Below are 22759 nucleotides of genomic sequence, written 5' to 3' on the forward strand. Positions count from 1 at the left end.
TCAGGCCCGCTCGATCTTCAGCCAGCGGGCGCAGGCGAGGTAGGCGATAGTAACCACCGCCATCAGGATGATCGACAGCGCCGAGGCCAGCGGAAAGTCGCCGCGCCGGCCGATCTGCATCATCACCAGCTGCGGCATCAGCAGCTCGTTGTTGCCGCCCAGAATCTGCGGCGTGATGTAGTCACCAATGCACAGCACGAAGGTCAGGAAGGCGCCGACCATGATGCCGGGCAAGGTCAGCGGCAGCACGACATGCAGGAAGGTGCGCACCGGCCCGGCGCCGAGATCGGCGGCGGCCTTGCGGTAGCTCGGGCTGAGCTGCTTGAGGTTGGCAAAGATGGTCAGCGTCAACAGCATGACGAAGAAATGCACGAAGCCGGTGACGGTGGCGAAACGCGTGTTGGCGAGTTGCACAGGCTCGGCAAACAGGCCGGAGCTGGTCAGCGCCCGGTTGACGACGCCGTTCTGCGCCAGCACCAGCAGCCAGGAGTAGGAACGCACGACATAGGAGGTCCAGAACGGCAGAACCGCCAACATCAGCGCCAGCCGTTGCCAGCGCTCCGGCACCTGTTCGGCGAGGATCCAGGCAAAGGGATAGGCGAGCAGCACCGAGATCACGGTGACGATCGCGGTCACCTGCAGCGAGTTCACCATCGCCTGCCAGTAGGACGGGTTGGTGAAGAACTGGCTGTAGTTGGACGCCGTGAAGGCGCCGCCCTCATGCGCCGTCAGGCTGGAAAACCCCATGGCGATGAAGGGCAGCACGAAGAACAGCAGCGTCCAGCCGAGCGCCGGCGTGACCAGCGCCCAGGGCAGGGCCGCCCGGGGCAGAGCAGAGCCCGCCCGGGGCAGGGCACGTCCTTTGTTTGCCGAGCTGCTCATGAGCGCTATCGGCTCATTTCGCCTGCAGCATTTCGGTCCACATGTCCTGCATCTTCTTGTCGAGATCGGCGTTCGGCGCCGGATAGGCCTGGGCGCGGGCGAGGAAGCCGGGCTGTTCGTCGAAGCGCAGGACCTTCTTCTGGTCGTCGGTGAGTGCTGCCTTGGTGTTGGCCGGCATGCCCCAGTAGCAGGACGAGGTGGCAAGCCGCGCCTGGCCTTCAGGGCTCATAATGTACTGGATGAACTTCAGCGCCATGTCCTTGTTCTTGGAATCCTTGAACATGGCCAGCGACTGCGACCACAGCACCGCACCCTCCTTGGGGATGGAGAAGTCCAGCGCCGGGTTTTCCTTGGCCAGGCCCGCCGTCACCCATTCGCCGCCGCCGACCAATATGTCGACCTCGCCGGTCGCCAGCGCCGTCTGGCTGGCGGTCACTTCGCCGACCAGCTTGGCATTGGCCTTCATCTTCAAGAGCTCGTCCTTGAGGGCGGGCAGGTCGGCTTCGGTGAGATCGGCCGTCTTCTTGCCGATGGCGAGCGCCGCCATGCCGATGACCGGCAGGTAGTAGTCGTAGATGGCGACCTTACCCTTGTACTTGTCGCCGGTGAGTGCTGCCATCGACTGCATGTCGGCCGGGTCGACCTTGGTCTTGTTGTAACCGATCGTGTTGTAGCCGAACTTTTCGGTGATGCCGTAGCGCTTGCCGCCGACCACGGTGGAGCCGTCCATCTTCACCTGCGGGAACAGGTCGGCCAGCGGCAGCTTGTCTTCCGGCAATGGCTCGAACAGGCCCTTTTCGACACCGCGAGGCACGTCGATGCTGTCGATCACCATCACGTCCCAATCGCCGGGCTGCGACTGTTCGACGATGGCGAGGCCAGCACCCGTGCCCTCGAATTCCTTGACGTTGACCTTGACGCCATTGGCCTCCTCGAACGGTTGCAGCAGCGCCGGATCGGCATGATCGCACCAGATCAGCGCGTTGAGGTCGGCGGCCTGGGTAGCGCTGCCGGCTCCGAGCAACAGCGCCGTGGCGGCGCACGCCGCATGCAGATGGTTTTTCAGAATGGACTGCGGATTCGTGGATGCGGATTTCGCGGACATCGAGTGTTCTCCCTTGCCTTTGTGGCTTCTTGCAAAAAATTGAACCAATTCTAAAATTGAGTCAATTCTGTTTTTATGGCAAGAGGCTGGGATGAGCGGATTGCGGGCAAGGCAAAAGGCGGACCGGCACCGGCGCATCATCGAGGCGGCGGCGGAACTGTTTCGCGAGGCCGGCTATGAAGGCGCCAAGATCGAGGCGATCGCCGCGCAGGCCGAGGTCTCGGTCGGCACGATCTACAACTACTATGAGAACAAGGGCGACATCCTCGGCGCCATCGTCTCGCTGGAGGTCAACGAGGTGCTGAATGCCGGGCAGGGCGTCGTCGCCAGGCCGCCGGCCAATGTCGGCGACGCGCTGGACACGCTGATCGGCATCTATATCGAGCACTCGCTGCACTATCTCAGCAAGGAGATGTGGCGGCAGGCCATGGCGATCTCGACGCAACTGCCCGACAGCCCGTTCGGCCAGGCCTACACCGCGCTCGACCGCGCGCTGACCGAACAGATCCGCGCCCTGATCTCCCGGCTGCAGGCGCTCGCCTTGGTACGCCAGGACATCGACGGCGCGGCGCTCGGCGAACTGATCTTCAACAACATGAACATGATGTTCATCGAATTCGTGAAGCGCGATGCGGCGAAGATACCGGAGCTGCGCGCGGCGGTACGGAGGCAGAACCGGATATTGGTGGCGGCGATTGCGGTGTGAGGAGTCAGGAGCAGACAGGAGAAATTGTCGCTTCGGCATATAGGTCACTTCACGCGGAGGTCCGCCTCTTGAGTTGAGTTTGAAATCTGATACAACCTATAGGGGTATAAATGGGGGAGGGGTAAATGGGGACGTTTTCCATCTGGCATTGGGCGATCGTGCTGCTGTTGATCGGCGTGCCTGTTTTCTTTGCTGTTCGATCAGCCGCGAAGCCGTCGCAGAATCCCGGGGCTCTTGTGGGCTTCGGCGGCTGGCTGATGCTGCTGGCGATCGGTCAGACTTTGTCGCCGCTGCGTACCATCGCCGACTTCGCCAATTCGGCCGAAGGCTACCAGCAACTCATGACCCTCTCAAATGGCCCCCTGGTGGTGTATGGCGAGGTTGCTCTCAATCTGGCATTTCTGGCGCTTCAGCTGGTTGTGCTCGTTTCGATGCTGCGGCGTAGCCACCGCTTTCCGCAATTGTTCCTGCTCCAGTGGCTCGCCATCCCTGTCGTTTTCGTGCTGGACACGATCTGGGTTGCGTCAGTTCTGGGCGTTCCGGTGAGCCTGGTGCTCGCAGGCGATGCGCTGGTGGCCCCCATAGTCTCGTTTGTGCTGACAGGGCTCTGGGTCGCCTACGTCTACAAATCGGTCAGGGTGCGGAACACGTTCATCAGGGTTGGGGCATCGGCCCAGGTTGCGAGCGCGTCATAGGAGACAGCACAACTTGGGGTGTTGGAAGTGCGCGCGGCGATCCGCGGGCAGAACCGAATTCTTGTGGCGGCGATTGGGGTGTGACCTCGTGCACCACTATGTCGCCATCGAAGCTGGAACGGCCAGATTCTGAGCCGACTGACCGAGACCGTCATCCTTGACGACTGCGACCTTTTGGAAGGTCTTTACTTCGGCCTCATTTATACGTGCTGCCCGCGCTCTCGCCTGGAGATCAACCAGGCGCGCCACGAGCGCTTGCGACGTCTCGACTTCAGGGTTCATCATTTTCATTTGTCCGATTCAGTGGCGATTTGACGAGCGCAACCCGCCGGCATCACTGCCGGCGGGCGTGGCCGGTTCGAAGCTTCAGTCGTAGACTTTCACAATCTTGCGTGTGCTCGGGTCCACCAAAACCGTTCGGTTGTCGACCACCGTGTAGCGGTATTTGACGTTGGGAACGTCGTGGAGTTCGACCGTGTCTGGCAGAGCCGTGCCGACATTCAACTCCACCCCCGGAAGCTTCACAGAAGCCAAGGGTTGCCTGTTCACGTATTCGCGGACGACGGTGTCCTGTTCCGGTGTGATAACCACATCCTGTGCCGCAACCGCGCCGACGCTGGCCAACAGCAAGAGCGCCGCAGCGGCGCTGCTTAGGTGTATCCTCATTGTTTTTCTCCTCTTTTAACCTGGCGGCAGCACGACCGGCTGGGCGCCAGCCACCCGAACACGTCGCCAGGCCAAACGTTCCTCATACGGGCCTCTGTCTGAATCCGCGCAGGACCAAAGTCCGGTTGGAAGACGCAATGGTCTTACCCGTTGGGAGTAGGCGGAACGGCTTAGGCCTAAAGGTTGTTGTCTCTCCAAATTCGGAGAGAAACAGTGGAAAAAAGTGTCGGCCAGGCGCGATGGTTGCTCGCACCGATTTTCGCAACAGCCATCACCTTCCTGGTGATGGGGGTCGTTCTTGGCTGACATGGCGTGGATCGGCGCAGCTACGTCCCTTCCTGCGCTGATAGGACCCGCGAGCCGCTTCGGCGGCTGCGGGTCCGTACTTCACCGTCCGCCCACGTCTGCTCATTCGGCAGGCGTGGGCGCATTTTTAGCTCATGTACCTTGGGAGGTTTATTATGGATCGGCGATCCTTCTTGACTGCAATGTTTGGCGTTGCCGGGGCAGCGGCCCTTGCGAGCGCTATCCGCCCAATTGATGCAATGGCGGGTGTTCCAGGGGCTGGACACGGCATCCTCGATGAACTCGAAACGCCACAAACAGAGGCCTTTGACGAGGATGCACAAGCAGAAGTGCAGCAGGTCTACCATCGGGACTGGCACCACCGTCCCCACCGCCGCCGGCGGGGCTGGAGACGGGTCTGCCGCAGTTACTGGCGGCATGGTCGCCGTCGCGTCCGGTGCTACCGCCGACGTGGTCCTTCGGTCGTCCTTCGATTTTAACTGATCTTCCGCCTCGGCCCGTTCCGGCTCACGCGCCGAGAACGGGCCGGCTACATTCCTTTGGTGAACGATAACGATGACATTGGTCCAGAGATCGAATGAGAGTGGCAGCGCGAACCAACCGGGAAACGGCAACGATGATCATGCGCCCGGATTTGTGGCCTCCGTCGCTTTGCCGGACAGGGAAAACATTGTCGACCTTGTCAGGCGAACAGAGCGCATGGCCATCTTGGTGGTTCTTGGACTGAGCGGCTGGCTGATGCTCGTCCCCGCTATTTACCTTGTACTGACCCACGGGATATGAACGTCTTTCGGTATTGCGGTAGCTGACTGCAGCATGTCAGCAGAAGCTAACGCAACATCCATGCGCGTCCAAAGTTGAATGGCAGGAAGCATCGCATCGCGGCTTCCGCACCCCGTTTCCTGTATCGGCAATGTTGGGACGGGCTGTTTTGCTGGCGCGAGGCACAAGTGTCTGGAACCACGTATTATAGTGGTCCACGTCCGGCATGCTGGGAAGGCGCTCTCATCCAACCAGCCGAGCGTACTCGGCCTCTGGTTTGCCGTAAGTGCCATTTGCGCAGGCCGCAAGGCCGCTGCGGTCCCTGATATGCACTTCGCCACGTCGAGAATAGATGAAACCGCGTCCTTCCAGCACTTGCAGCCCAACGGTAACGCCTGGGCGTCTTGCTCCAAGCATGACGGCGAGAAACTCATGGGTGATCGCAAGGCGTTCGCCGTGGACCCGATCGTCACACATTAGAAGCCAACGCGCCAACCGCTCTTCAAGGTTTGATTTTGCGTTGATGAGGGCCGTATAGCTGGTCTGGATGTGGAAGTAGTGGACATAGCGCAACAGGAACAGGCGCAACGTCGGGCTGTTCGCAAGAGCCTCCTTGAAGGGCTCGGTTCCGATCCTGAAAGCACTGCCGGGCGACTGAATGTAACATTGATGCGCCGCATAGTCAGCGCCCATCACGAGCGCGGCACCGGTCATTCCCTCAAAGCCGACAAGGCCTACCTCGGCCTCCTTACCTGAAGCCGTCGCGACCACAGAGGCAATGCCGTCCTCCAGGAAGTAAACCGTCTCGATCTCCGAATCGGCTTTCTCTAAGGTCATTTTCAGCTGGAGGTCACACAGTTCAAGGTGTGGCTGCAAAAGCCCCAGGTCACCAGGGTTAAGTCGACGCAACAATTGGTTTTTATAGGAATCGTTCTCTGGATTGGTCATAGCTCAATCCCGCTTGGGGCAAGAGCTTTCCAATCTCCCTGCCGTCCGCGCCCGTAAACACGTGCAGACGATTTCGAGAAGATACGCCCTCTGGCGCGCGATTGACAGTGAAATGCGATCCGATGCACGGCGTCCCCTCGGCCGCCGAATTACAAAACAGGGGTGTACAAAGTTAAAGGGTTGGAACCGCACAGAACTCTGCTTCGTACGAATCCGACAATTTGTGATCGCAGCCAACGATCCGGCATGATGTACATGGTCATTGATGTCGAGGTAGAGCGACGAGAAGGCGACTGGCAGGACCGACGGGCAAGGCGAAGGCTGTGCTCCATAACGGGTCAAAGAGCTTGGCATCTAAATTGCTGTGACAGTTATGGGGTGGGCGAGAGCCCGTCGCTTCGCAAATGGAGCGGCGGGTCTACTCTACCGGCGAGTGTCGAATGACCACAGCAGCAGAATGTACCGCTTTTCAGCAGAAGCTAACGGAACATCCGTACTCGTCCAAAGTTGGATTGCAGGAAGCATCGCATGCGGGCTTCCGCAGCCCGTTTCGTGTCACCGGCAATGTGGGCGGGGCGGGCTGTTTTGCGTTGGTACGCAATTTATACCGCCGACTACTTGTGGGTAATCCAGTCCAACAAGCCAACGTCAACCCGCTCGCACCCGACATATTCGCGGACCAGGCTTTCAGCCATGTGGCGCCATTCACACTCTGGAACGCTTGTTTCCCTGACCAGGTTTCGAAAGGCAGAGCGGAGAATGTCGGCATCGAAGGCCGAGACGGCAACAGGAACTGGGTCCAGACCTTCCCAACCTCGGGCCATGTCATCGCGATGACGTTGGCGAAGGCGCTTGAGCAGTTGGCGCGAGGCCTCGATTGCGCGTCGGGAGTGGTCCATATCACGGCGAAATGAGGCAGTTCCGGTCAGGGAATGGTGCCGCAACCGAAAGCTGGTTTCTATAACCGCGCGTGCGACTTCTATATGCGTTTCTGCCATCGCGGCCTCCCTTCCTGCGAAGGGATTTATTTACTCTCTTGTCACGCGTGACCCAAGAAGGATTCAACGTACGGTTTGATACGAAGGGTGGCGCGCACGTGGGAGCGAATCGCGGCAGTGTCTTGAACGAGCATCCAGGCGTGAGCAATCTGTTCGAGCAAGACGAGCATTCGCGCTCGCTCATGGGCAAGGCGGGCACGCAGGGCTCTCGCTAGTACAACCCCATCGAAGGGGGGGTAGACCCTCGCGGACAATCTTGCCCGACCTCGGCGTCGTTCAATTCAAATCGGCTTGCCGGGATATTTCCGTTTTCGCCATCAGCTTGTTGAACGTTGCGGCTTCATCCGCCGTGTCAAATGGCGCCGCCGTGATTGCGCCATTTGCCGTCAAAGTGACAGCTAGATAGGGGCGGCAAGGCAGCGGAGGAAGGTAGACGATGTAAGCCGGGGGGAAAATTTCATCCCCCATGTAGCACTGTCTGCCGGTTATCTCCTAGTCGGGGGCCGCCGTTTTGGTCCGTCTCGATCGCTGCCCAACCGTGTAAGCTCGAACGTGACCTTAACCACCAACAAAGCGGCGTTGGTATCGTCGCGAACGTGGAACGCTACCTGACGATAGGTGCCGTCCGGCATCGCGTCTCTCGCTATTTCCAAAAGCGCCCGTGCGGCTTCATCTTCCACGGCCTCTATGCTCGGAAGCTCCGTGCCCTCAGTGTCGGGATAAAATTCGCCGTTGTCAGTCAGATCAAAGTAGAAGCGAGCCATGCAACCCGACAATGTCGATGTCGCAAAAAGGTTTCCCGGTGCCATCATTTTAGCTCTGTCTAATTGAATCCCCTTCGAGGGCGTGGGTCGGCGGGCCACAATCAGTCCGACGAATGGGAACGTTTTAGCGAACTGGTAATTGAAGGGCCTTCTGGTAGGAGGCCAAAAACTGTCCCAGCGACGCGTCGACAAAGACCGATTGGAGCGTGCAGACCGTGAGGCAAAGATTGCTAACGCGGCAGAGAGGGAGGCGCGCGATACAAAAACTGCGCGACTTCGAGAACAACGCCTCGCGGCTGAAGCCAAAGGTTCCAAGCCTTTGAAGAAAGATCGATCCAGGAGCTAAGTCGCTTAGCCGCTGACGCCAGCGACGCGCTTCTGATGGAACAGCCAATGCTAACAGCTCTGGCGCGGCAGGGACCCGACGATCCCGGCACGTCCTCCTTGGAAGCCTGCCGCTGCCGTGACCGGGCGGGCTTTTTAGCCCTCAACTAAACGCCATTCCGGAGGTTGGTCCAAAGGAGGACCCAATGAGAAAAGATGGCGACGGGCGTGAGGCCAAAGGCAACCAGCAATTGCTTGCCCGACGTTTGTCTGAAGAAGTCGGCATTTCAGAACACGATGCGCGAGATTTGATAGGGCTCGTTGGCACCGATTGGAATTCGTTGTTGCGCGAAGCCCGGTTTTGAAGGAACGCCACTAGGGGCCCGCCGCCTACTGGGGTACCGGCTTCGTACCCTGTTTAAGCGGCTTGTATTCCCGGTCTACCTCGGGGGCGTTGAAACCCTTGAGCTGGTTGATTCCCAGGGAGTGTCGGGTGGAGACTGGTGCCCCCGGACGGAATCGAACCGCCGACCTTCGGTTTACAAAACCGCTGCTCTACCAGCTGAGCTACAAGGGCACGGCGCTCCGGTTAGCATATTTGTTGCGCCAGTAAAGACAAAACTCCTTTTTTCCCGGCATGTCCCATGCGCTGTCGGGGAGTGGCATCCTGAAAAGTGCCGGATTGCTTCCTACATCTAGGGGAAGGTGCAATCGCTTCGAGCAGGGGTGTCGCATGATCAGATTTGTCGTCATTCTCCCGATCATCTTCGTGGCCTGGATGCTGGTGGTGAAGATCATCAGCGATGTGAAGAAGGCCAATGTCGACTGGACCGGCGTCACCACCATCATCGGCTTCATCGCGCTGGCCTTCTGGCTGCGTCATGTCACGGGGATGGGGTGAGCGAATAGCGAATAGTGAGTAGCGAATAGCGGCGTAGCGATTGGTGAGTGGCGTTCCTGCTTTCCTACTCGCTATTCGCTACTCACTATTCGCTCCTTCACAAAAATCTCGTCCACCCTTCGAACCTTTCCCCGCGCCGCGCCGACTGATGGTCAGAGGCGAATGGGTCGCCTCGATCAAAAGATCCAGGAGATCATCATGTTCAAGCGCACTCTTACCTCAGGCCTCGTCGCCATCTTCGTCGCCACCGGCGCGCTCGCCGGCACTGTCGGCACGTCGTCAGCCCACGGCATGCACGGCCATCATCATCACCACAATCATCACAAGAAGCACTTCAAGAAGTTCTGGTGGAAGCACTACAACCATCACCACAGGCACGGCAGGGTGATCATTTTCCTTTGATGGAGGGACCCAATTCCCCAAAAGGGCGGCTTCGGCCGCCCTCTTTTGCGTTCGGCACCTTGCGATGTGGACGGGCAAGCTAGCGATCTCCCCCGCAAGCTACGGCATGCACACATTTCCAGGCAACTGGTCTTTGGCGATAGGGTGCATGGCAGCTTGGCGCATGCATGCGGCGCTGGTCGACCCCCACTCCGTCTCGGCTTCGCCGAGCCACCTCTCCCCCGATCGACGGGGTAGAGGAAAGGCGCCAGGCTTTTTGCCGTCAACGCCCGTCCAGCAACGCTCCTTTCCTTTCCCTCCGGAGGGGGAAAGGTGGCGCTGCGAAGCAGCGACGGATTGGGGGAACCACGTGGTAATCAAGCCTCACACCGATCAGTCACGCCAGTCACAGAAGATGTGTGCATAGCGTAGCGACAGAGCGGGGGGAGATCAGTCGCATCAACGTCTTCGCCAAGCTNTCGGTTCTCATGGATCCTTTCCAGGAGTATCTCGAAGGACGCTGGCAGGAAGGCCAACGTAACGGGTTGCACCTGTGGAGCGAAATCAAGCGCCGCGGCTTTGCAGGCAGCAAGGCGACCGTCTACAGGTGGACCGCCGCCCGCCAGCAGTGCTCATCGACCGCTCCGCCAAATGCGCGATGGCGGCCGCCGTCGCGCCGAAACTGTGCATGGCTGCTGAGCGAAGACCCGANTTTGCTCGATGAGCAGACCGAGCAATTCTTGGGCNATCTCTATGACTGCGCGCCGGAGCTCTTGAAGGCGGGTGACCTGGCTCGACGTTTCGCTGCACTGATACGCGGCGACGATGATGCCGGCCTCGAGCAATGGATCGACGACGCCACGGACAGCGAACTGGCTTCCCTTGCAGCAGGCATCGGCCGTGACATTGCCGCCGTTCGGGCCGCGATCACCCAGCCCTGGAGCACCAGTCCCGTCGAGGGACAGATCAACCGTCTCAAGACCATCAAGCGCCAGATGTATGGGCGCTCTGGGTATCCGCTGCTGAGAAACAGGCTGCTGGCAGCCGCCTAACGACCGTAGAAACAGACGGGGCAACCAAGGGAACGCCGCCCCTGCACCAAATATGCGGAAGATCCGTTGATTGTCGCGCCGCAACCACGCGCTTCGTCCACCCTTCATTGGGGTCTGGGATCCAAATGTCGAGTGCCTCGGGCGTCTCCCGAAACATCATGAAGTGGTCGAACTGTACAGTTTTTGCGCCCGCGACACGGGCGATCGCTGCCGCCTCGTCCGGCTCGACCATACTCCAGCCGAGGCCAAGGTGGGGCCAGCAGGTAGCCTCCCGCTCCACGCTGAAGAAGGGCGAGTAGCGGCAAAGATCGCGCTGCTCGAAGCCAATCCCTGACACGGCCTTCTCGACCGCACTCAGAAGGTGGCTCTTCCCAGATTCATTTGCGCCGACGATGGTCGTAATCCGACTGTCGAACTCGACCTCGACGTAGGGATACCAGGCGTCACGAAACATTTCCCAATCGCCCTTGGGCTGGGCCTGGGGAGTCGCCTTGCGGATATGGTCGAAGTTAAATGACTTGTAAAAGCGCGCATAGACGGTTGAAAGTCTCATGGTCAATCCATGTAAAGAAGGCGTCAACCGCAGTAATCTGCGAACACCGGAAGCACGAACGAATGGACTACTTTGCATGCCTGAACGAGGCGATCAAGATAGGCCGCGATCGGTTAGGAAGCGTCAATCGGTTTCCAGACCGATAATTGCAGGTGCGTGGCCGAATGTGCGGCAGAGTGAGACGAGGGAGTTCTTTCCAAGACAATCGTTGCCGAAGGAGCCTCCAGCGAACGGCGGTTATCCTCACGGTTGCTGCGGAAAGCTGCGGGTCAGGGTCCGGCCCTAGGCTGAATTGTCAGGATCGCGCTTCAATCGGCGAAACTGAGCGGAGCGCGGTGGCATCCCAGAAGGGGACATTTACGCGCACTGCGGAAACCACATTTGCACCAAAGCGGACTTCCGCGATTCCGACAGCTTTGCCGACCAGATCATTCCCTGCTCGGAAAGCGAGACAGAAGTATTTCGTAGGTGCGACTGCATCTCGGCTGGCGACCAAACAACGAGCTACAGTGTAACCACGGACGCTTCGGTCCCGTCGAACCACCCGCGGGAAACGACGGTGTTCACCAGCCCCTGCGGGTTCGAGGTGTAGCACACGATGGCAAGGCTCTCCTCGGCGCGGCTGCAGGTAACGTAGAAGAGCCGCCGGGTCCGATCGATACTCGTTTCCTCGCCGCTGGCTTCACGCTTCAGATCGGTAGCGCTTTTTGGCTCGACACCGAAAAGCTTATCGTACTTGAATAGGAACCCTCGTGCTTCATCGTCACTGATGACGACCATGACCCGGGGAAACTCCAATCCCTTAACCCCCTGGTGCGTGCCAAATGGCGATCGCCCGCTCACGTACTGGTCGTAAGCCTCTATCTGGTCGAACGGCGTAGCCAGCATCGTCCGCCACGCAGCTGTCTCGGACGTATCGAAGGCCTCGGACGTTGCGCCTTCGCTCGGCTCTTGATCCACGACGTCGGGATCGTCGGGCTGCGCAAACGGAAGTAATGCGTCCGGTACGGCGAACAGGCCGGTCCGAGCGACGTTCTGGAGTACGTCGCGGAACGTTGGGTTCTGGGCGCTGTCAACGATGGCCTTCAGGCTACGGGCCGCCTCGCTAGCGCGCGCCAGCTGCTCCATCTGCTTTTCCGGGGTTGCCTTGAGCACGGCGGGATCGAGCAGTGGCGAAAACTTCCGCACCACCGCGGCCACCGTGAAGTCGTCCTCGCCCCGAAGCGCCCTGACGAGAGGCAGGACCTCCTTACTGAAGAAGCGTAGCGGCGCCGACGTTCCCTGGAGCAGCGACGTCTGCAGCCTGTCCTCGGAATAGATCGGCTCGAACATCTGGGCAAAGCCGAAGCGGACGGCCGCCATGTGATGCTCGAGCGTGAGCGTCTTGAAGTCACGACACGCCGAGGCCCAGGCGGGGTCGCCAGTCACCTCCGACATCTCCTTGGCGATTAGCCCCTCCGCCGCCATCTTGTCCGGAACGGATATGGGAAGAGCGAACAGCCGGACAAACCCTTCAGGCTTGTCGCGCCGCCCTGCCTGGACGAGGCCATCCGCATCGGCGCGAATTCGATTGATGAGTCTTATCACGCGGTGTGGGCAGCGATGATTCATGGCCTTCTGGGGGAAAGCCCAGCCCGGCAGGTTCTTCCCCAGATCGACCTTACCGTCCGCGTAGATGCGCTGCATGGTGTCACCAAGCAGGCCCAGGGCGAATGTCGGGGTATGTGCTACCTGCACCGTCAGCAGGGCGTCCATGAGGTGGCGGTTGGTATCTTGGCTCTCATCGACCAAGAGGAACGGATATCTCGAGGTTAGCAGCAACTGCAGGACCGGCTTGTTCGTCAGAAACTCTGAGGTGATCGAGATCACCTCGGAGTGATTGAGCGCGTCGCGCGTCCGGTTGTCACCGATAGGGCTGTAGATAAACTTCTTCACTCCCGGCAGGGCAGCCAACCTCCGGCGTTTGCTCGCCAGGGAGCGGACCCGGTCCTGGTACGTCTTCGTAGCTTGATTCCTTGCGCCGGCGATCTCTTCTTCCAGCTCAGCAATCCGGGACTCCAGGTTGCCCTTGACCCATATCCGGATGTCATCGTTGTACCCGCTGATCATGGACCATGCGAACGCGTGGATGGTCGCGACTTCCACCCGCGCGTCATACTTGAGACGGCTGGCTATCTCGTCGCAGGCAGCGTTCGTATAGGTAATCACGCCAACCTTTTGCCTTGCCAGGGCCAGGCGCCTGCCGGTCGGAGTCAACAGGACATGATTGATCGCATCGACGAGCGAACGCGTCTTGCCCGAACCAGCGCCTGCGTACAGGAAGAAGCTTTGCGGCGTGTCAAGGTTCAGGCATGCTTGAATAAGCTCGTCCGCCTTCTTGTCCCGCTGACCGTCGTCGAGTTGATCGGCAATCATTTGTCGGCCCCCAGGTCCGTAGACAGCACCTCAATCTGCTTTTTCTCGAGCTGCCCGTTCAGCCAGGCCAGTCCGTCGGCGATATATGCAGGCACAGCAAGCTTTTCGAAGCCCTCTGCCCCCAGGACGTTAAGCGCGAACTCGGCCTTTACGCCCTTGCGAAGCGCTTGGAAGAACTTCGCCCCGGTCTCGCCCACATTTGCCGAACCGGATATGGCCTCCCTGAACTTGGCGACAAGGCCGATGCCTTCTAGCTCGGAGAAGAATTTCATGTTGGTGAACGCAAGGGCGTCCTCGAACGTGTAAGGGATCGCAGTCTGGGCTGACGTGGCTTCGGGCCAAACGATCTCGACAGGCATCTGGTAGGCCACGCGCACTTCATGCAGGGCGGTCTGCTTGAGGACTTTGTCGACATCAGGCTGGAGGAGCTCGTCGATCTTGGTTTTCTGTGGCCACCACGACTTGAGCGTATCGTTGTTGGTGACCTGGTTTTCTCCGATCTTTGGCTGCACGGCTTCGCCCGACTGGGCGTCGAGGTCGGTGATGATGAGGGTGGTGATGCCGAGAAGATTGATCAGCGGCTTGAATCGGTGCGCGTGGCTGCCGCCCACCTCGAGCATGCTCACATAGCCTTGGTTCACCCGGGCATAGTCTCGCGCGATGAAATTGGGCAAGAACATTCGCTCGGCGGAGCCTTCGACAAGAATCACGGCATCAGCAAAGAACACGTCAGCGTGCTGCGCCCTGAGATAGCGCGTGACGAAGCGCTTTGTTTCGCTCTCCTCGCCGAACGCATTGGTCAGGTTAATGACCACCGAGGTCGGGATCTGCACTTTGTTCATGCCGGCTGGAAGGCGACGGAAATACCGGAGGCAGCTGTAGGGTGTCTCATGGGCGACATGGCTGGAGTGCGTACTGACAACAAGTTGCGTGCGCAGCCCCGGGTTCGCTCCGAGGTCTTCATGGGCCCTCAGCACCTCGTATGCCTTCTTTATGAAGACCTGCTGCACCTGGGCGTGCAAGTGTGCCTCGGGCTCTTCGACGAGAACGAGGTGCAGAGGCTCCAACTGGCCCGCATCAGGCGCTTTGGAGGCTTTCCCCACCCGCATCCAGGCCGCCCGGAAGCTCATCAGCCGAAAGATCATCGAGATGAGGTTCTGGTATCCAAGGCCGTTGTTTCCCTCTGGTAGCCGGAGTACCGGTACGATCCCGCCATCCCCCCTTACGACGTCCACCTGGAAAGAAATGGCCGCCTGGTGGTTTAGGCCGTCGACGGGTTTCAGTCGGGTCGAGACATGCGGCTTAGGATCGGTGATCCCCGGATAACCCATCGTCTCGACCTCGGTAAAGGCTTCCTTGAAACTCTCGGTCAGCTTCAGGTCGTAGGCGTCCTGGGCTTCTTCGACCGCCTGCAGGGCCCCGATATCGGTCGGATCAGGGTACTCCGACGGATCGAGGTGCCGCTTGTAATAGTCGCGAACCTGGTCGGAAAGCTTGAGGCCGCCGGGCGACGACACTCCTTCGTCGTCGTCGTCGCCGCGATGCGCCCCGCCGAACCCGCGCTGGGCGCTGATTTCGTTGATCCGGATGAGTCCGACAAGAGGGTCGCCATCAAGTGGCAGTACACCGGCAATGAGCTTCTGCGGCTGAGCCATTGCGTCCGTGGGTTCTACAAGTTTGTCTGGATCAAGCGTGTAGGCTCGTATTTCGAAATGCGCGTTGAGGCGTCGCTCCAGGAAATCCATCAGCGACGAGGGCCACAGAGTTAGCTTCGGAGAGGGCGCGGGAGCAGCGCCTGACTCGGCGCTTGCGGTTGGAATTGCGGCCTTTATCTTCTGGGTGTTCGCGAACGCATCCATGAATTCCTTATGGAGCGCTGGCATATCCTTGGGCTCGAGCCGCAAACGCACGCCGAGTTTGCCGCCGGTCCAATCGAGCTTGGGCACCAGATTGCTCACGAAGTGCAGCTCGTTGGGGGCGACGTTGAGCCAGATGTCGAGGACAGGCAGGAACGGTATCCAGGAGTCCTGTTCAAGATCCGGAGGCGCGGTTCCCTCGGCGTCGATCCAGGCTTGTCCAAGGGCGTTGATGCCGGCCCAGTGGCACAGTGTCACGTCATGCTTCTCGAAAGTCCTGCCGCGTTTAGTAAGGAAGCGTCGGAGCGCCAGCATGGCAGAGGTCTTGCCACTGTTGTTTGCGCCGACAAAAAGCGTGGTCTTGTCGGCCAGGTCGATCCGTACCGAAAGTAATTTGCGAAAATTGGCGATTTCCAGATGAGCAATATGCATTTCAGATCCCCCAAAATAACTTTAGTGCAAATTGGCATAACAGAAGTCTCGCCTCTGGCCGCTGTCTTGGCAGGTGATGCCTCGCTCGCAGTTGCCGTGCGCCGTGCACAAGTCGGCTGACCGTCACCGAGTAGAGCAAACGTCACTTCTTGCAAGAACTTTCCGGAGACATAGACCTCGAAACGACAGACCAAAGCCCGCACAGCAGATCTCCGATTAGGGCCGATATCAGGCCTAGACCCATCTAAGTTGAACATCCGATCGCCTCCGCAGCTGCTGAAAGCTGCCAGTCCGCATCGGCCCCGAACGCGCCAGAGTAGTGGGTCGCTGATCACCAGCTCAGCGAAAAGCCGTCCGCCGACCTGCCGATGGATGCTCTCCTGCCGGAATGCAGCTGTACACACGTTGCTGCCAGTTTACGCCGAACGAACCAGTCAGGCCGGTTCCGCTTAACGAGGCTCTTCTTATTGTAGCCCAACACGAGATCCTCGCTCCGAATTGGCAATTAGGATGTGGCTTTGCGCTTCGATACCAACACGCCCGGATCACCAGGACCGAGGCAGCGTCCATGAAGAGTGACGCTATCTCGTATGCCCCACGAGGGCTATCTCGTGAGGAAGCGGCTCGTTACATCGGTGTCGGATCGACGCTTTTTGACGAGATGGTTGCAGATGGGCGGATGCCCCAGCCCAAGCGCATCAACAGCCGCGCTGTCTGGGATCGTGTAGCCCTAGATATTGCTTTCACCTCGTTGCCGGACAAAGATAGCGGCCTTCAAGAGCTGTTGGAACGAAGCAAACGGGACGTAGAAAAAAGATAGAAACTACGCTTGTTGCGTATACGCTGCTGCAGACGTAGTACGATGATAGACTTGCGAAAGGCATGGCGTGAACGAGAATGAGAAACTTGCGCAAGACGTGAAAGCATGGCGGGCCAAGGAAGGGTTCACTGCCGCAGCCGCGGCCAAGATGCTGGGAATACCGAAGCGCACCTTTGAAGGCATAGAGCAAGGAAGAGGCTTTCCTTACCCGGTGCTCCTGCGCGTTGCCATCGAAAGCGAAACCCGTCGCTATGGGCAAATCTGAAAGGGTCCTGAAAGGAGCATTTGATGGCTCGCCCATTTAAGGACGCCAGTTACCCTGGGGTATCTTCGCGCTTCAAGAACGGCAAGCTAATCTATCGCTACCGCGCAAAGGGCATGCCTGAAATCCACCTTCCCGGTAAGCCAGGAGATCCCGAGTTCGAGGTGGCTTACGAGAAGGCCACGCAGGGCCAAAACAAGAATGCAGTTATTATCGATTTGCCCGGTCGGGCACTGCCAAAAACATTTGGCCATGCCGCGCGTCGACTTGAGACCACAATGGAGTGGCTGGATTTTGATGAAGCAACGCAGCGGAAGAATGCGCGACTGATCGAGCGCTTTCTCAGCCTGAAGGTCGATCCTGCCTATCCGCTGACGTGGCGCGAAACGCCAGTCGAACACCTCGACGCGGATCGGCTTCGCGCCATAATTGAAGGCATCTTCAGAACAAACCGTACGGTCGCCAAACACATGTTGGTGGCCATAAAGAAGCTTGTATGGGTCGCGACCGACATCGAAAAATGGATAAAGCCGCAGGACGATCCCTCGTTGTCCATCCGCGTGCGAGTGCCCAAATCGACCAAGAACCCGGCCTGGCCGATCGCGATGCGCGAAAGGTTCGAGGAGCGACACCCCATCGGGACAGCCGCACGCACCTGCTATGCACTCGGCTTCTGGCTCGGAAATCGTCGCGGCGATATCGCTGCTCTTGCGTGGGATGATCTTCTAACCGAAGAGATCGAACTGTTCGACGGCTCGCTGGTGCTAATCGAGGCCTTTGATTTCCGTCAGAAGAAGAACCGCAACCGCCATGGCGGGCGGGAGATGTTCATTCCAGTCGTCGACAAGCTAGCTGCGACCTTGGATCCGCTCGATCGCTCGAAAGGCGGCACTGTCTTGAAGAACGCCTATGGCAGAGCATTTTCGGAAAAGAGCCTGACCGGTATGATGCAGCACTGGACGCGGCAGGCGGGAATTCCTGCCGGCTACACGCTCCATGGCCTGCGCCGCACCTTCGGCACCTACCTCGCTGAATGCAACATCCAAGCGCGAGCCATCATGGAAGCGATGGGCCATTCCTCCATGATTGTAACTGATGAATATGTGCGTGAGGCCAACAAGAAGCGGATCGCGGTTGATATTGCTCGCGCTATCAACGAGCGCGAGGCGAAACGGGATGCCATCAAGCGACGGGCAAACCTCCGCATCGTCAGATAGTCAAATCGAGTCGGAACAAACCGGGACCACGGTCTTTGCCTTGGGCCCATAATGGGCCCAAAACGTTTTGGGCCCAGGCCACTTTTTCTCAATAAAATCAATGGTTATGGTGGGCCCGGAGGGACTCGAACCCCCAACCAAGCGGTTATGAGCCGCCGGCTCTAACCATTGAGCTACAGGCCCCACGCGGGCTGGATTAATGTTTTTCGCATCGCGGCACAAGGCTTTCCCGACGGGCTTCCGCAGATCGCCCAAATCAACCCATAATCGCGCTCTACGCGACCCCTTGCGACTTGATCGCAGACCAAGGAGATTTTCATGACCAGACATCTTTTGCCTCTCGCGCTCGCCACTGCAATCGCTTTTCCGGCGATGGCTGGAGCCGCCGATCTGCCGACGCCGCCCCGCATCATCGTGTCGGGCGAAGGCGAAGCAACCGTAGCCCCCGATCTGGCGGTCCTGACGCTGAGCGTCATGCGCGAGGCCAAGACCGCGCGCGCCGCGCTCGATGCCAACAATGACGCCATGGCCGCTGTGATCGCGGCGATGAAGTCCGCCGGCATCAAGGACCGCGATCTGCAGACCGCTGGCATCCAGATCAACCCGCGCTACAACTACACCAACAAGCCGGACGGCAGCCAGGAAGCCGAACTCGTCGCCTATCAGGTGACCAACACGCTTTCGGTGCGGGTGCGCGATGTCGACAAGACCGGCGAGATCCTCGACAAGGCGGTGTCGCTCGGCGTCAACCAGGGCGGCGGCATCGCCTTCACCAATGACAACCCGGCAGCCACGGTCACCGGGGCGCGCAAGAAGGCGGTCGCCAACGCCATGGCCAAGGCCAAGACGCTGGCCGAGGCCGCAGGCGTCAGCCTCGGCCGGGTGCTCGAGATATCAGATCAGAACATCGCGCCGACGCCCATGCCGATCAACGCCAAGGCCTTCGACGCGGCGGGTGCTGCGGCTCCCGTACAGGCCGGCGAGAATTCCTACAACGTGCAGGTCACGGTCACCTTCGAACTGAAGTAAGCTGCTCTGACGATTGCCGTGGCTGAGCCTTGCTCGCCACGGCAATCACCGGCCAACAGCGTGCATGAAAAACCCCGCGGGATTGCTCCCGCGGGGTTTTTTCGAGCCACACCCTTCAAACGGAAAGGGGCTCCGCTAGTCCCGGCTGATCTTCGTAGAAGATCATGCCGCCAGACCGACCTTCACAGAAGGTCGTGTCTCCAGGCTGATCCTCGCAGAGGATCATGCCTCTATGACTCCAGCCTCAGCCTCAGCGATAGATGACCGGGCAGCCGCGCTCATTGGCGAACACGATGACGACGCGGTCGCCGTCCTGGCGGCCCATCACCTTCACCGTGCGACGATTGACGTCGACGATGCGGGCACGGCGGAGGCCCATGCGCTCGGCCTTGTCGAGGGCGCGGTCCGGCGAGCAGCCACGGCGCCAGTCGCCACGGCGATCGTCACGGCGATGGCGATAACCGTCGTCACCGGCATAGACGCCGAAACGCGGGTCGTTGTTGTTGCCGAAGCCGAGGTAAAGGCTGTCGGCGTGAGCGGGAACGGCCGCCAGCGTGCCGAGACCGACCAGGGCCGAAAGGGCTGCCGTCTTGATCGTGTTGAACATCGTCTTCTCTCCTTTTTGCGGGCCTTCGCCCGTCCTCGTGAACCGATGGGGGGAGAATGCGCTTGCCTGTCTGAACTCTTTACGAACCTGCCGTTCATCTCCGGTTCATATGGCGGGAAGAAGGAAAGTTCCGGCCATTTGCCGTCGTCCCCAGCCCTTGGTGAAGGCCACAACGCCTGACCCGGCGCCCGGTTCCGACCCCGCGGATTGGCCGAATGTCTTCAAACGCGAGGCTCTTGCTCACCGCCGCTGGTCCTACGGCTCCTCGTCCAGCACATAGTCGAAATAGTCTTCCGGCTCGGCAAGATCGGTTTCGCTCGCCTTGACCCGGCCGCGCATCGAGATGCCGGCTTCATGCACGGTCGCGGCGCTGCCAGACACCAGCCGGTGCCACCAGTAGAGGTCGCGGCCCTCGGCCACCAGCCGATAGGCACAGGTACTGGGCAGCCAGCTGATGGTTCGCACATTCTGCGGCGTCAGCCCGACGCAGTCGGGAACACGCGCCAGCCGGTTGGCGTAGTCCGAACAGCGGCAGGTCTCCGCGTCGAACAGCCGACAGCCGACGCTGGTCCAGTAGATCTCGCCGGTGTCCTCGTCCTCGAGCTTTGACAGGCAGCATTTACCGCAGCCGTCGCACAGCGATTCCCACTCGGCCGGGCTCATCGCCTCCAGCGCCTTGGTTTTCCAGAATGGCGTTTCCATTTCCGGGATGTGGCCCCGGCCGCGGGCAAGGTCAAGCGCGGCAATGGTCGCAATTGCGGCTATCGCCAGGTGAATGACACGAAGTTGCCTTCAAAAGGTCGGTCAATCGCCCCCTACGGCCTCTATCCGTGCCAGACTGGAACCAATCGGCACAAGATCGGTTTCGGCAAGGATGGGACCCCACAAGGAGAATTTCGATGAAACGCCAACCACGGATTCTGGCAGGCACCGCACTTGGCCTGTTGATGGCATCCGCGCCGTTGGGCGCGTTCCCGCTTCAGGGAAGTGTCGCGTCCGGCCTTGCCCAGCGCACGGCAGCCCCATTCATCCTGGCGCAAGCAGCATGCGCCGAGGGCGAAGCGGCCGAAGCCTGCGCACAAAAGCAGCAGGCGGAACCCGAACAGAAGCGCGAGCGCAAGAAGGCCGAGCCTGAACAGCAGGCCGCGCCTGCCCAGAGCGAGCAGCCCGCCGAGGAGCAGCAGCCACGCAGGAAGAAGCGCGACCAGCAGCAGCAGGCCGAGCAGGCGCCGGCCGAACAGGCAGCACCCGCGGAGGAACAGCAGCCGCGCAGGAAGAAGCGCGACCAGCAGCAGCAAACCGAGCAGGCGCCAGCCGAACAAGCCGCACCCGCCGAGGAACAGCAGCCGCGCAGGAAGAAGCGTGACCAGCAGCAGCAGACCGAGCAGGCGCCGGCCGAACAGGCAGCACCCGTCGAGGAACAGCAGCCGCGCAGGAAGAAGCGTGACCAGCAGCAGCAAACCGAGCAGGCGCCGGCCGAACAGGCAGCACCAGCCGAGGAACAGCAGCCGCGCAGGAAGAAGCGTGACCAGCAGCAGCAAACCGAGCAGGCGCCGGCCGAACAGGTCGCGCCGGCCAACGACAATCAGCCCGGCGAGCAGGCCAAGCCGCGCAAGAAGAACAGGCAGGACCAGCAGGCCCAACCTGAAGCCGCCCCGGCACCGAAGGAAGCTCCCGCTGGAGAGGCGACGGTCCCTGCCGGCGAACAGCCTGCGGCCCAGGGCGAGCAGCCCCAGGACACGACGAAGAAGCGCGGCAGGAAACCTGTTGGCGAGCAGCCGGCGACAGCCGAACAGCCTGCCACCGGCGAACAACCGGCCAATGGTCAGACGGCAGCACCGGCACAGGGCGAAAACCCGGTGCAAGGCGAAGCACCGGCCGATCCAAACGCCGCTCCCATCCTGGACAGCCAGAAGGACGCCGAGCGCAGAGGCGGTCGCAAGCAGGGCGACAAGATCGTCCCCCAGGATGGCGAGCAGCAGAATGGCGGGCAAAATGCCCAGCAAGGTGGCGATCAGGGCCGCAAGCCGGTGGCTGCTCCCATCGACCAAGGTCCGCCGCCCACCGACGACAGGGCCGCACAACAGGAAATCAAGCCCGAGAAGATTGCGCCGGTGACCGAGGAAAAGGGCACGCGCGTAGAGCGTGCGCCCGATGAGAACGTCCGTGACCGCCGGCGTCCGAAAGGCGTCGACGTCGTCCGGGAACTCGGCGACCGCGTCATCCTGCAGTTCAACAACCAGACATTCGTCGAGAGCAATGACGCCCCGCGCATGACCCGCGGCGCCAGGAACGTCTATTATGAGGATCTTTCGGGCAATCGCACCCGGGAAATCGTCGAGCGCGACAACGGTGTCCAGATCGTCACCATCCGCAACCGCTATGGCGACGTCATCCAGCGTTCGCGCATTGCGCCGGATGGACGCGAATATGTGCTGAGCTATGTCGACGAGCGGCACTATCAGGATGACAGCGACTGGCGCGATCCAGGCGATGACCTGCCGCCGATGCGACTGACCATCCCGCGCGAGGAGTACATTCTGGACTCCGAGGATGTCGAGGATCCGGACGACTACTACACCTTCCTCGAACAGCCGCCGGTGGAGAAAGTCCAGCGCCTCTACTCGATAGACGAGGTCAAGCGTTCGGCCCGCGTGCGCGACATCGCACGCCGCGTCGATCTCGACACGCTCAACTTCGAATTCGGTTCGGCCTCGATCTCCGACACCGAGGTGCAGAAGCTCGAGGGCGTCGCCACCGCCATGGAGAAGCTGTTGAAGAAGAACCCGGCCGAGACCTTCCTGATCGAAGGTCACACAGACGCGGTCGGCACACCGGAGGCTAACCTGGCCCTTTCCGATCGCCGCGCGGAATCGGTTGCGGAAGCGCTCACCAACGCCTTCGGCATCCCGCCGGAAAACCTGACGACGCAGGGCTATGGCGAGGAGTATCTGAAGGTCAACACGACGGCGCCAAACCGCGAGAACCGGCGCGTCGGCATCCGCCGCATCACCTCGTTGGTGGCGCCTGTGGCCAGCAACAATTAGGTCATGATTTCAAAACCATGATCTGGTTTGT

Annotated in this window: 24 protein-coding genes and 2 tRNA genes; 12 read left to right on the plus strand and 14 right to left on the minus strand. The window is 60.2% G+C overall.

Annotated features, from left to right (window positions below; all coding sequences use genetic code 11):
* Both MESCI2_RS0127215 and MESCI2_RS0127220 read right to left on the minus strand, forming a co-directional pair.
* The gene (locus MESCI2_RS0127215) at positions 1-882 is read right to left on the minus strand and encodes an ABC transporter permease (RefSeq protein WP_027039229.1); all 882 of its coding nucleotides are present in this window, start codon (positions 880-882) and stop codon (positions 1-3) included.
* Between the two features lie 13 nt (positions 883-895).
* Positions 896-1987 carry a polyamine ABC transporter substrate-binding protein gene (locus MESCI2_RS0127220; protein ID WP_027039230.1) on the minus strand — a complete coding sequence of 364 codons (1092 nt, stop codon included), beginning with the start codon at positions 1985-1987 and terminating at the stop codon, positions 896-898.
* Positions 1988-2078: 91 nt separating this feature from the next.
* Between MESCI2_RS0127220 and MESCI2_RS0127225 the strand changes: the two genes are divergently transcribed.
* Both MESCI2_RS0127225 and MESCI2_RS0127230 read left to right on the plus strand, forming a co-directional pair.
* Positions 2079-2693, plus strand: coding sequence for a TetR/AcrR family transcriptional regulator (locus MESCI2_RS0127225; protein ID WP_027039231.1), 615 nt, complete (start codon positions 2079-2081; stop codon positions 2691-2693).
* A gap of 125 nt (positions 2694-2818) precedes the next feature.
* Complete coding sequence (locus tag MESCI2_RS0127230) at positions 2819-3388, plus strand: DUF2569 family protein (RefSeq protein WP_027039232.1); 570 nt, start codon at positions 2819-2821, stop codon at positions 3386-3388.
* A gap of 96 nt (positions 3389-3484) precedes the next feature.
* On the opposite strand, the gene MESCI2_RS0127235 is transcribed toward MESCI2_RS0127230, so the two are convergent.
* The 3 genes from MESCI2_RS0127235 to MESCI2_RS0127255 form a co-directional block, all read right to left on the minus strand.
* Entirely contained in the window at positions 3485-3679 is a 195-nt protein-coding gene (locus MESCI2_RS0127235) for a hypothetical protein (RefSeq protein WP_245270481.1), read from the minus strand.
* Between the two features lie 75 nt (positions 3680-3754).
* Positions 3755-4054, minus strand: coding sequence for a DUF1236 domain-containing protein (locus MESCI2_RS0127240; RefSeq protein ID WP_027039234.1), 300 nt, complete (start codon positions 4052-4054; stop codon positions 3755-3757).
* A 1311-nt stretch (positions 4055-5365) separates the two neighbouring features.
* Positions 5366-6070 (minus strand): Crp/Fnr family transcriptional regulator, encoded by a 705-nt coding sequence (locus MESCI2_RS0127255; protein WP_027039237.1) that lies wholly within the window; start codon positions 6068-6070, stop codon positions 5366-5368.
* 440 nt (positions 6071-6510) lie between these two features.
* Between MESCI2_RS0127255 and MESCI2_RS1000000138625 the strand changes: the two genes are divergently transcribed.
* Positions 6511-6984, plus strand: coding sequence for a hypothetical protein (locus MESCI2_RS1000000138625; protein WP_197031606.1), 474 nt, complete (start codon positions 6511-6513; stop codon positions 6982-6984).
* A 360-nt stretch (positions 6985-7344) separates the two neighbouring features.
* Here MESCI2_RS1000000138625 and MESCI2_RS1000000138255 read toward each other — a convergent pair whose 3' ends face one another.
* Both MESCI2_RS1000000138255 and MESCI2_RS1000000139355 read right to left on the minus strand, forming a co-directional pair.
* A complete protein-coding gene (locus MESCI2_RS1000000138255) occupies positions 7345-7536 on the minus strand; it encodes a hypothetical protein (protein ID WP_155936700.1) in 192 nt (63 codons plus the stop codon).
* Between the two features lie 17 nt (positions 7537-7553).
* Positions 7554-7880 (minus strand): DUF6894 family protein, encoded by a 327-nt coding sequence (locus MESCI2_RS1000000139355; RefSeq protein ID WP_430981687.1) that lies wholly within the window; start codon positions 7878-7880, stop codon positions 7554-7556.
* Positions 7881-8362: 482 nt separating this feature from the next.
* Here MESCI2_RS1000000139355 and MESCI2_RS1000000137585 point away from each other — a divergent pair, with 482 nt between their 5' ends.
* Positions 8363-8521, plus strand: coding sequence for a hypothetical protein (locus tag MESCI2_RS1000000137585; protein ID WP_081738923.1), 159 nt, complete (start codon positions 8363-8365; stop codon positions 8519-8521).
* A 136-nt stretch (positions 8522-8657) separates the two neighbouring features.
* Here MESCI2_RS1000000137585 and MESCI2_RS0127280 read toward each other — a convergent pair.
* Positions 8658-8733 (minus strand) — tRNA-Thr (locus tag MESCI2_RS0127280).
* A gap of 156 nt (positions 8734-8889) precedes the next feature.
* Here MESCI2_RS0127280 and MESCI2_RS1000000137590 point away from each other — a divergent pair.
* From MESCI2_RS1000000137590 to MESCI2_RS01000000135800, 3 genes are all read left to right on the plus strand, one after another.
* On the plus strand, positions 8890-9057 hold the full coding sequence (locus tag MESCI2_RS1000000137590) for a hypothetical protein (RefSeq protein ID WP_081738924.1): 168 nt from the start codon (positions 8890-8892) through the stop codon (positions 9055-9057).
* A 198-nt stretch (positions 9058-9255) separates the two neighbouring features.
* Positions 9256-9459, plus strand: coding sequence for a hypothetical protein (locus tag MESCI2_RS0127290; RefSeq protein WP_027039241.1), 204 nt, complete (start codon positions 9256-9258; stop codon positions 9457-9459).
* 467 nt (positions 9460-9926) lie between these two features.
* Entirely contained in the window at positions 9927-10490 is a 564-nt protein-coding gene (locus MESCI2_RS01000000135800; RefSeq protein WP_032901400.1) for a transposase, read from the plus strand.
* Here MESCI2_RS01000000135800 and MESCI2_RS1000000138260 read toward each other — a convergent pair.
* The 3 genes from MESCI2_RS1000000138260 to MESCI2_RS0127305 all read right to left on the minus strand — a co-directional run bounded on the left by MESCI2_RS1000000138260 (position 10423) and on the right by MESCI2_RS0127305 (position 15746).
* The gene (locus tag MESCI2_RS1000000138260) at positions 10423-11043 is read right to left on the minus strand and encodes a hypothetical protein (RefSeq protein ID WP_155936701.1); all 621 of its coding nucleotides are present in this window, start codon (positions 11041-11043) and stop codon (positions 10423-10425) included. The genes MESCI2_RS01000000135800 and MESCI2_RS1000000138260 overlap by 68 nt on opposite strands.
* Before the next feature lie 504 nt (positions 11044-11547).
* Positions 11548-13458 (minus strand): UvrD-helicase domain-containing protein, encoded by a 1911-nt coding sequence (locus tag MESCI2_RS0127300; RefSeq protein ID WP_027039242.1) that lies wholly within the window; start codon positions 13456-13458, stop codon positions 11548-11550.
* Positions 13455-15746 carry an AAA family ATPase gene (locus tag MESCI2_RS0127305; RefSeq protein WP_027039243.1) on the minus strand — a complete coding sequence of 764 codons (2292 nt, stop codon included), beginning with the start codon at positions 15744-15746 and terminating at the stop codon, positions 13455-13457. Before MESCI2_RS0127305 ends, MESCI2_RS0127300 begins: the two co-directional genes overlap by 4 nt.
* A 568-nt stretch (positions 15747-16314) precedes the next feature.
* On the opposite strand from MESCI2_RS0127305, the gene MESCI2_RS0127310 reads away from it, so the two are divergent.
* The 3 genes from MESCI2_RS0127310 (at position 16315) to MESCI2_RS0127320 (ending at position 18045) form a co-directional block, all read left to right on the plus strand.
* Positions 16315-16566: a helix-turn-helix transcriptional regulator gene (locus MESCI2_RS0127310; protein WP_027039244.1), complete on the plus strand. Its 252-nt coding sequence runs from the start codon at positions 16315-16317 to the stop codon at positions 16564-16566.
* Between the two features lie 67 nt (positions 16567-16633).
* Positions 16634-16831: a helix-turn-helix domain-containing protein gene (locus MESCI2_RS0127315; protein WP_027039245.1), complete on the plus strand. Its 198-nt coding sequence runs from the start codon at positions 16634-16636 to the stop codon at positions 16829-16831.
* A 23-nt stretch (positions 16832-16854) separates the two neighbouring features.
* On the plus strand, positions 16855-18045 hold the full coding sequence (locus MESCI2_RS0127320) for a tyrosine-type recombinase/integrase (RefSeq protein WP_027039246.1): 1191 nt from the start codon (positions 16855-16857) through the stop codon (positions 18043-18045).
* A gap of 107 nt (positions 18046-18152) precedes the next feature.
* Here MESCI2_RS0127320 and MESCI2_RS0127325 read toward each other — a convergent pair.
* A tRNA-Ile gene (locus MESCI2_RS0127325) sits at positions 18153-18228 on the minus strand.
* Between the two features lie 135 nt (positions 18229-18363).
* On the opposite strand from MESCI2_RS0127325, the gene MESCI2_RS0127330 reads away from it, so the two are divergent.
* On the plus strand, positions 18364-19074 hold the full coding sequence (locus tag MESCI2_RS0127330) for an SIMPL domain-containing protein (protein WP_027039247.1): 711 nt from the start codon (positions 18364-18366) through the stop codon (positions 19072-19074).
* 250 nt (positions 19075-19324) lie between these two features.
* Here MESCI2_RS0127330 and MESCI2_RS0127335 read toward each other — a convergent pair whose 3' ends face one another.
* Positions 19325-19681: a hypothetical protein gene (locus tag MESCI2_RS0127335; RefSeq protein ID WP_027039248.1), complete on the minus strand. Its 357-nt coding sequence runs from the start codon at positions 19679-19681 to the stop codon at positions 19325-19327.
* A gap of 255 nt (positions 19682-19936) precedes the next feature.
* Positions 19937-20383 carry a YcgN family cysteine cluster protein gene (locus MESCI2_RS0127340; protein ID WP_027039249.1) on the minus strand — a complete coding sequence of 149 codons (447 nt, stop codon included), beginning with the start codon at positions 20381-20383 and terminating at the stop codon, positions 19937-19939.
* Between the two features lie 197 nt (positions 20384-20580).
* Between MESCI2_RS0127340 and MESCI2_RS0127345 the strand changes: the two genes are divergently transcribed.
* Positions 20581-22728 (plus strand): OmpA family protein, encoded by a 2148-nt coding sequence (locus MESCI2_RS0127345; RefSeq protein ID WP_027039250.1) that lies wholly within the window; start codon positions 20581-20583, stop codon positions 22726-22728.
* Positions 22729-22759 lie beyond the last annotated feature (31 nt).

Source organism: Mesorhizobium ciceri WSM4083, assembly GCF_000519305.1.
Taxonomy (GTDB): domain Bacteria; phylum Pseudomonadota; class Alphaproteobacteria; order Rhizobiales; family Rhizobiaceae; genus Mesorhizobium; species Mesorhizobium ciceri_B.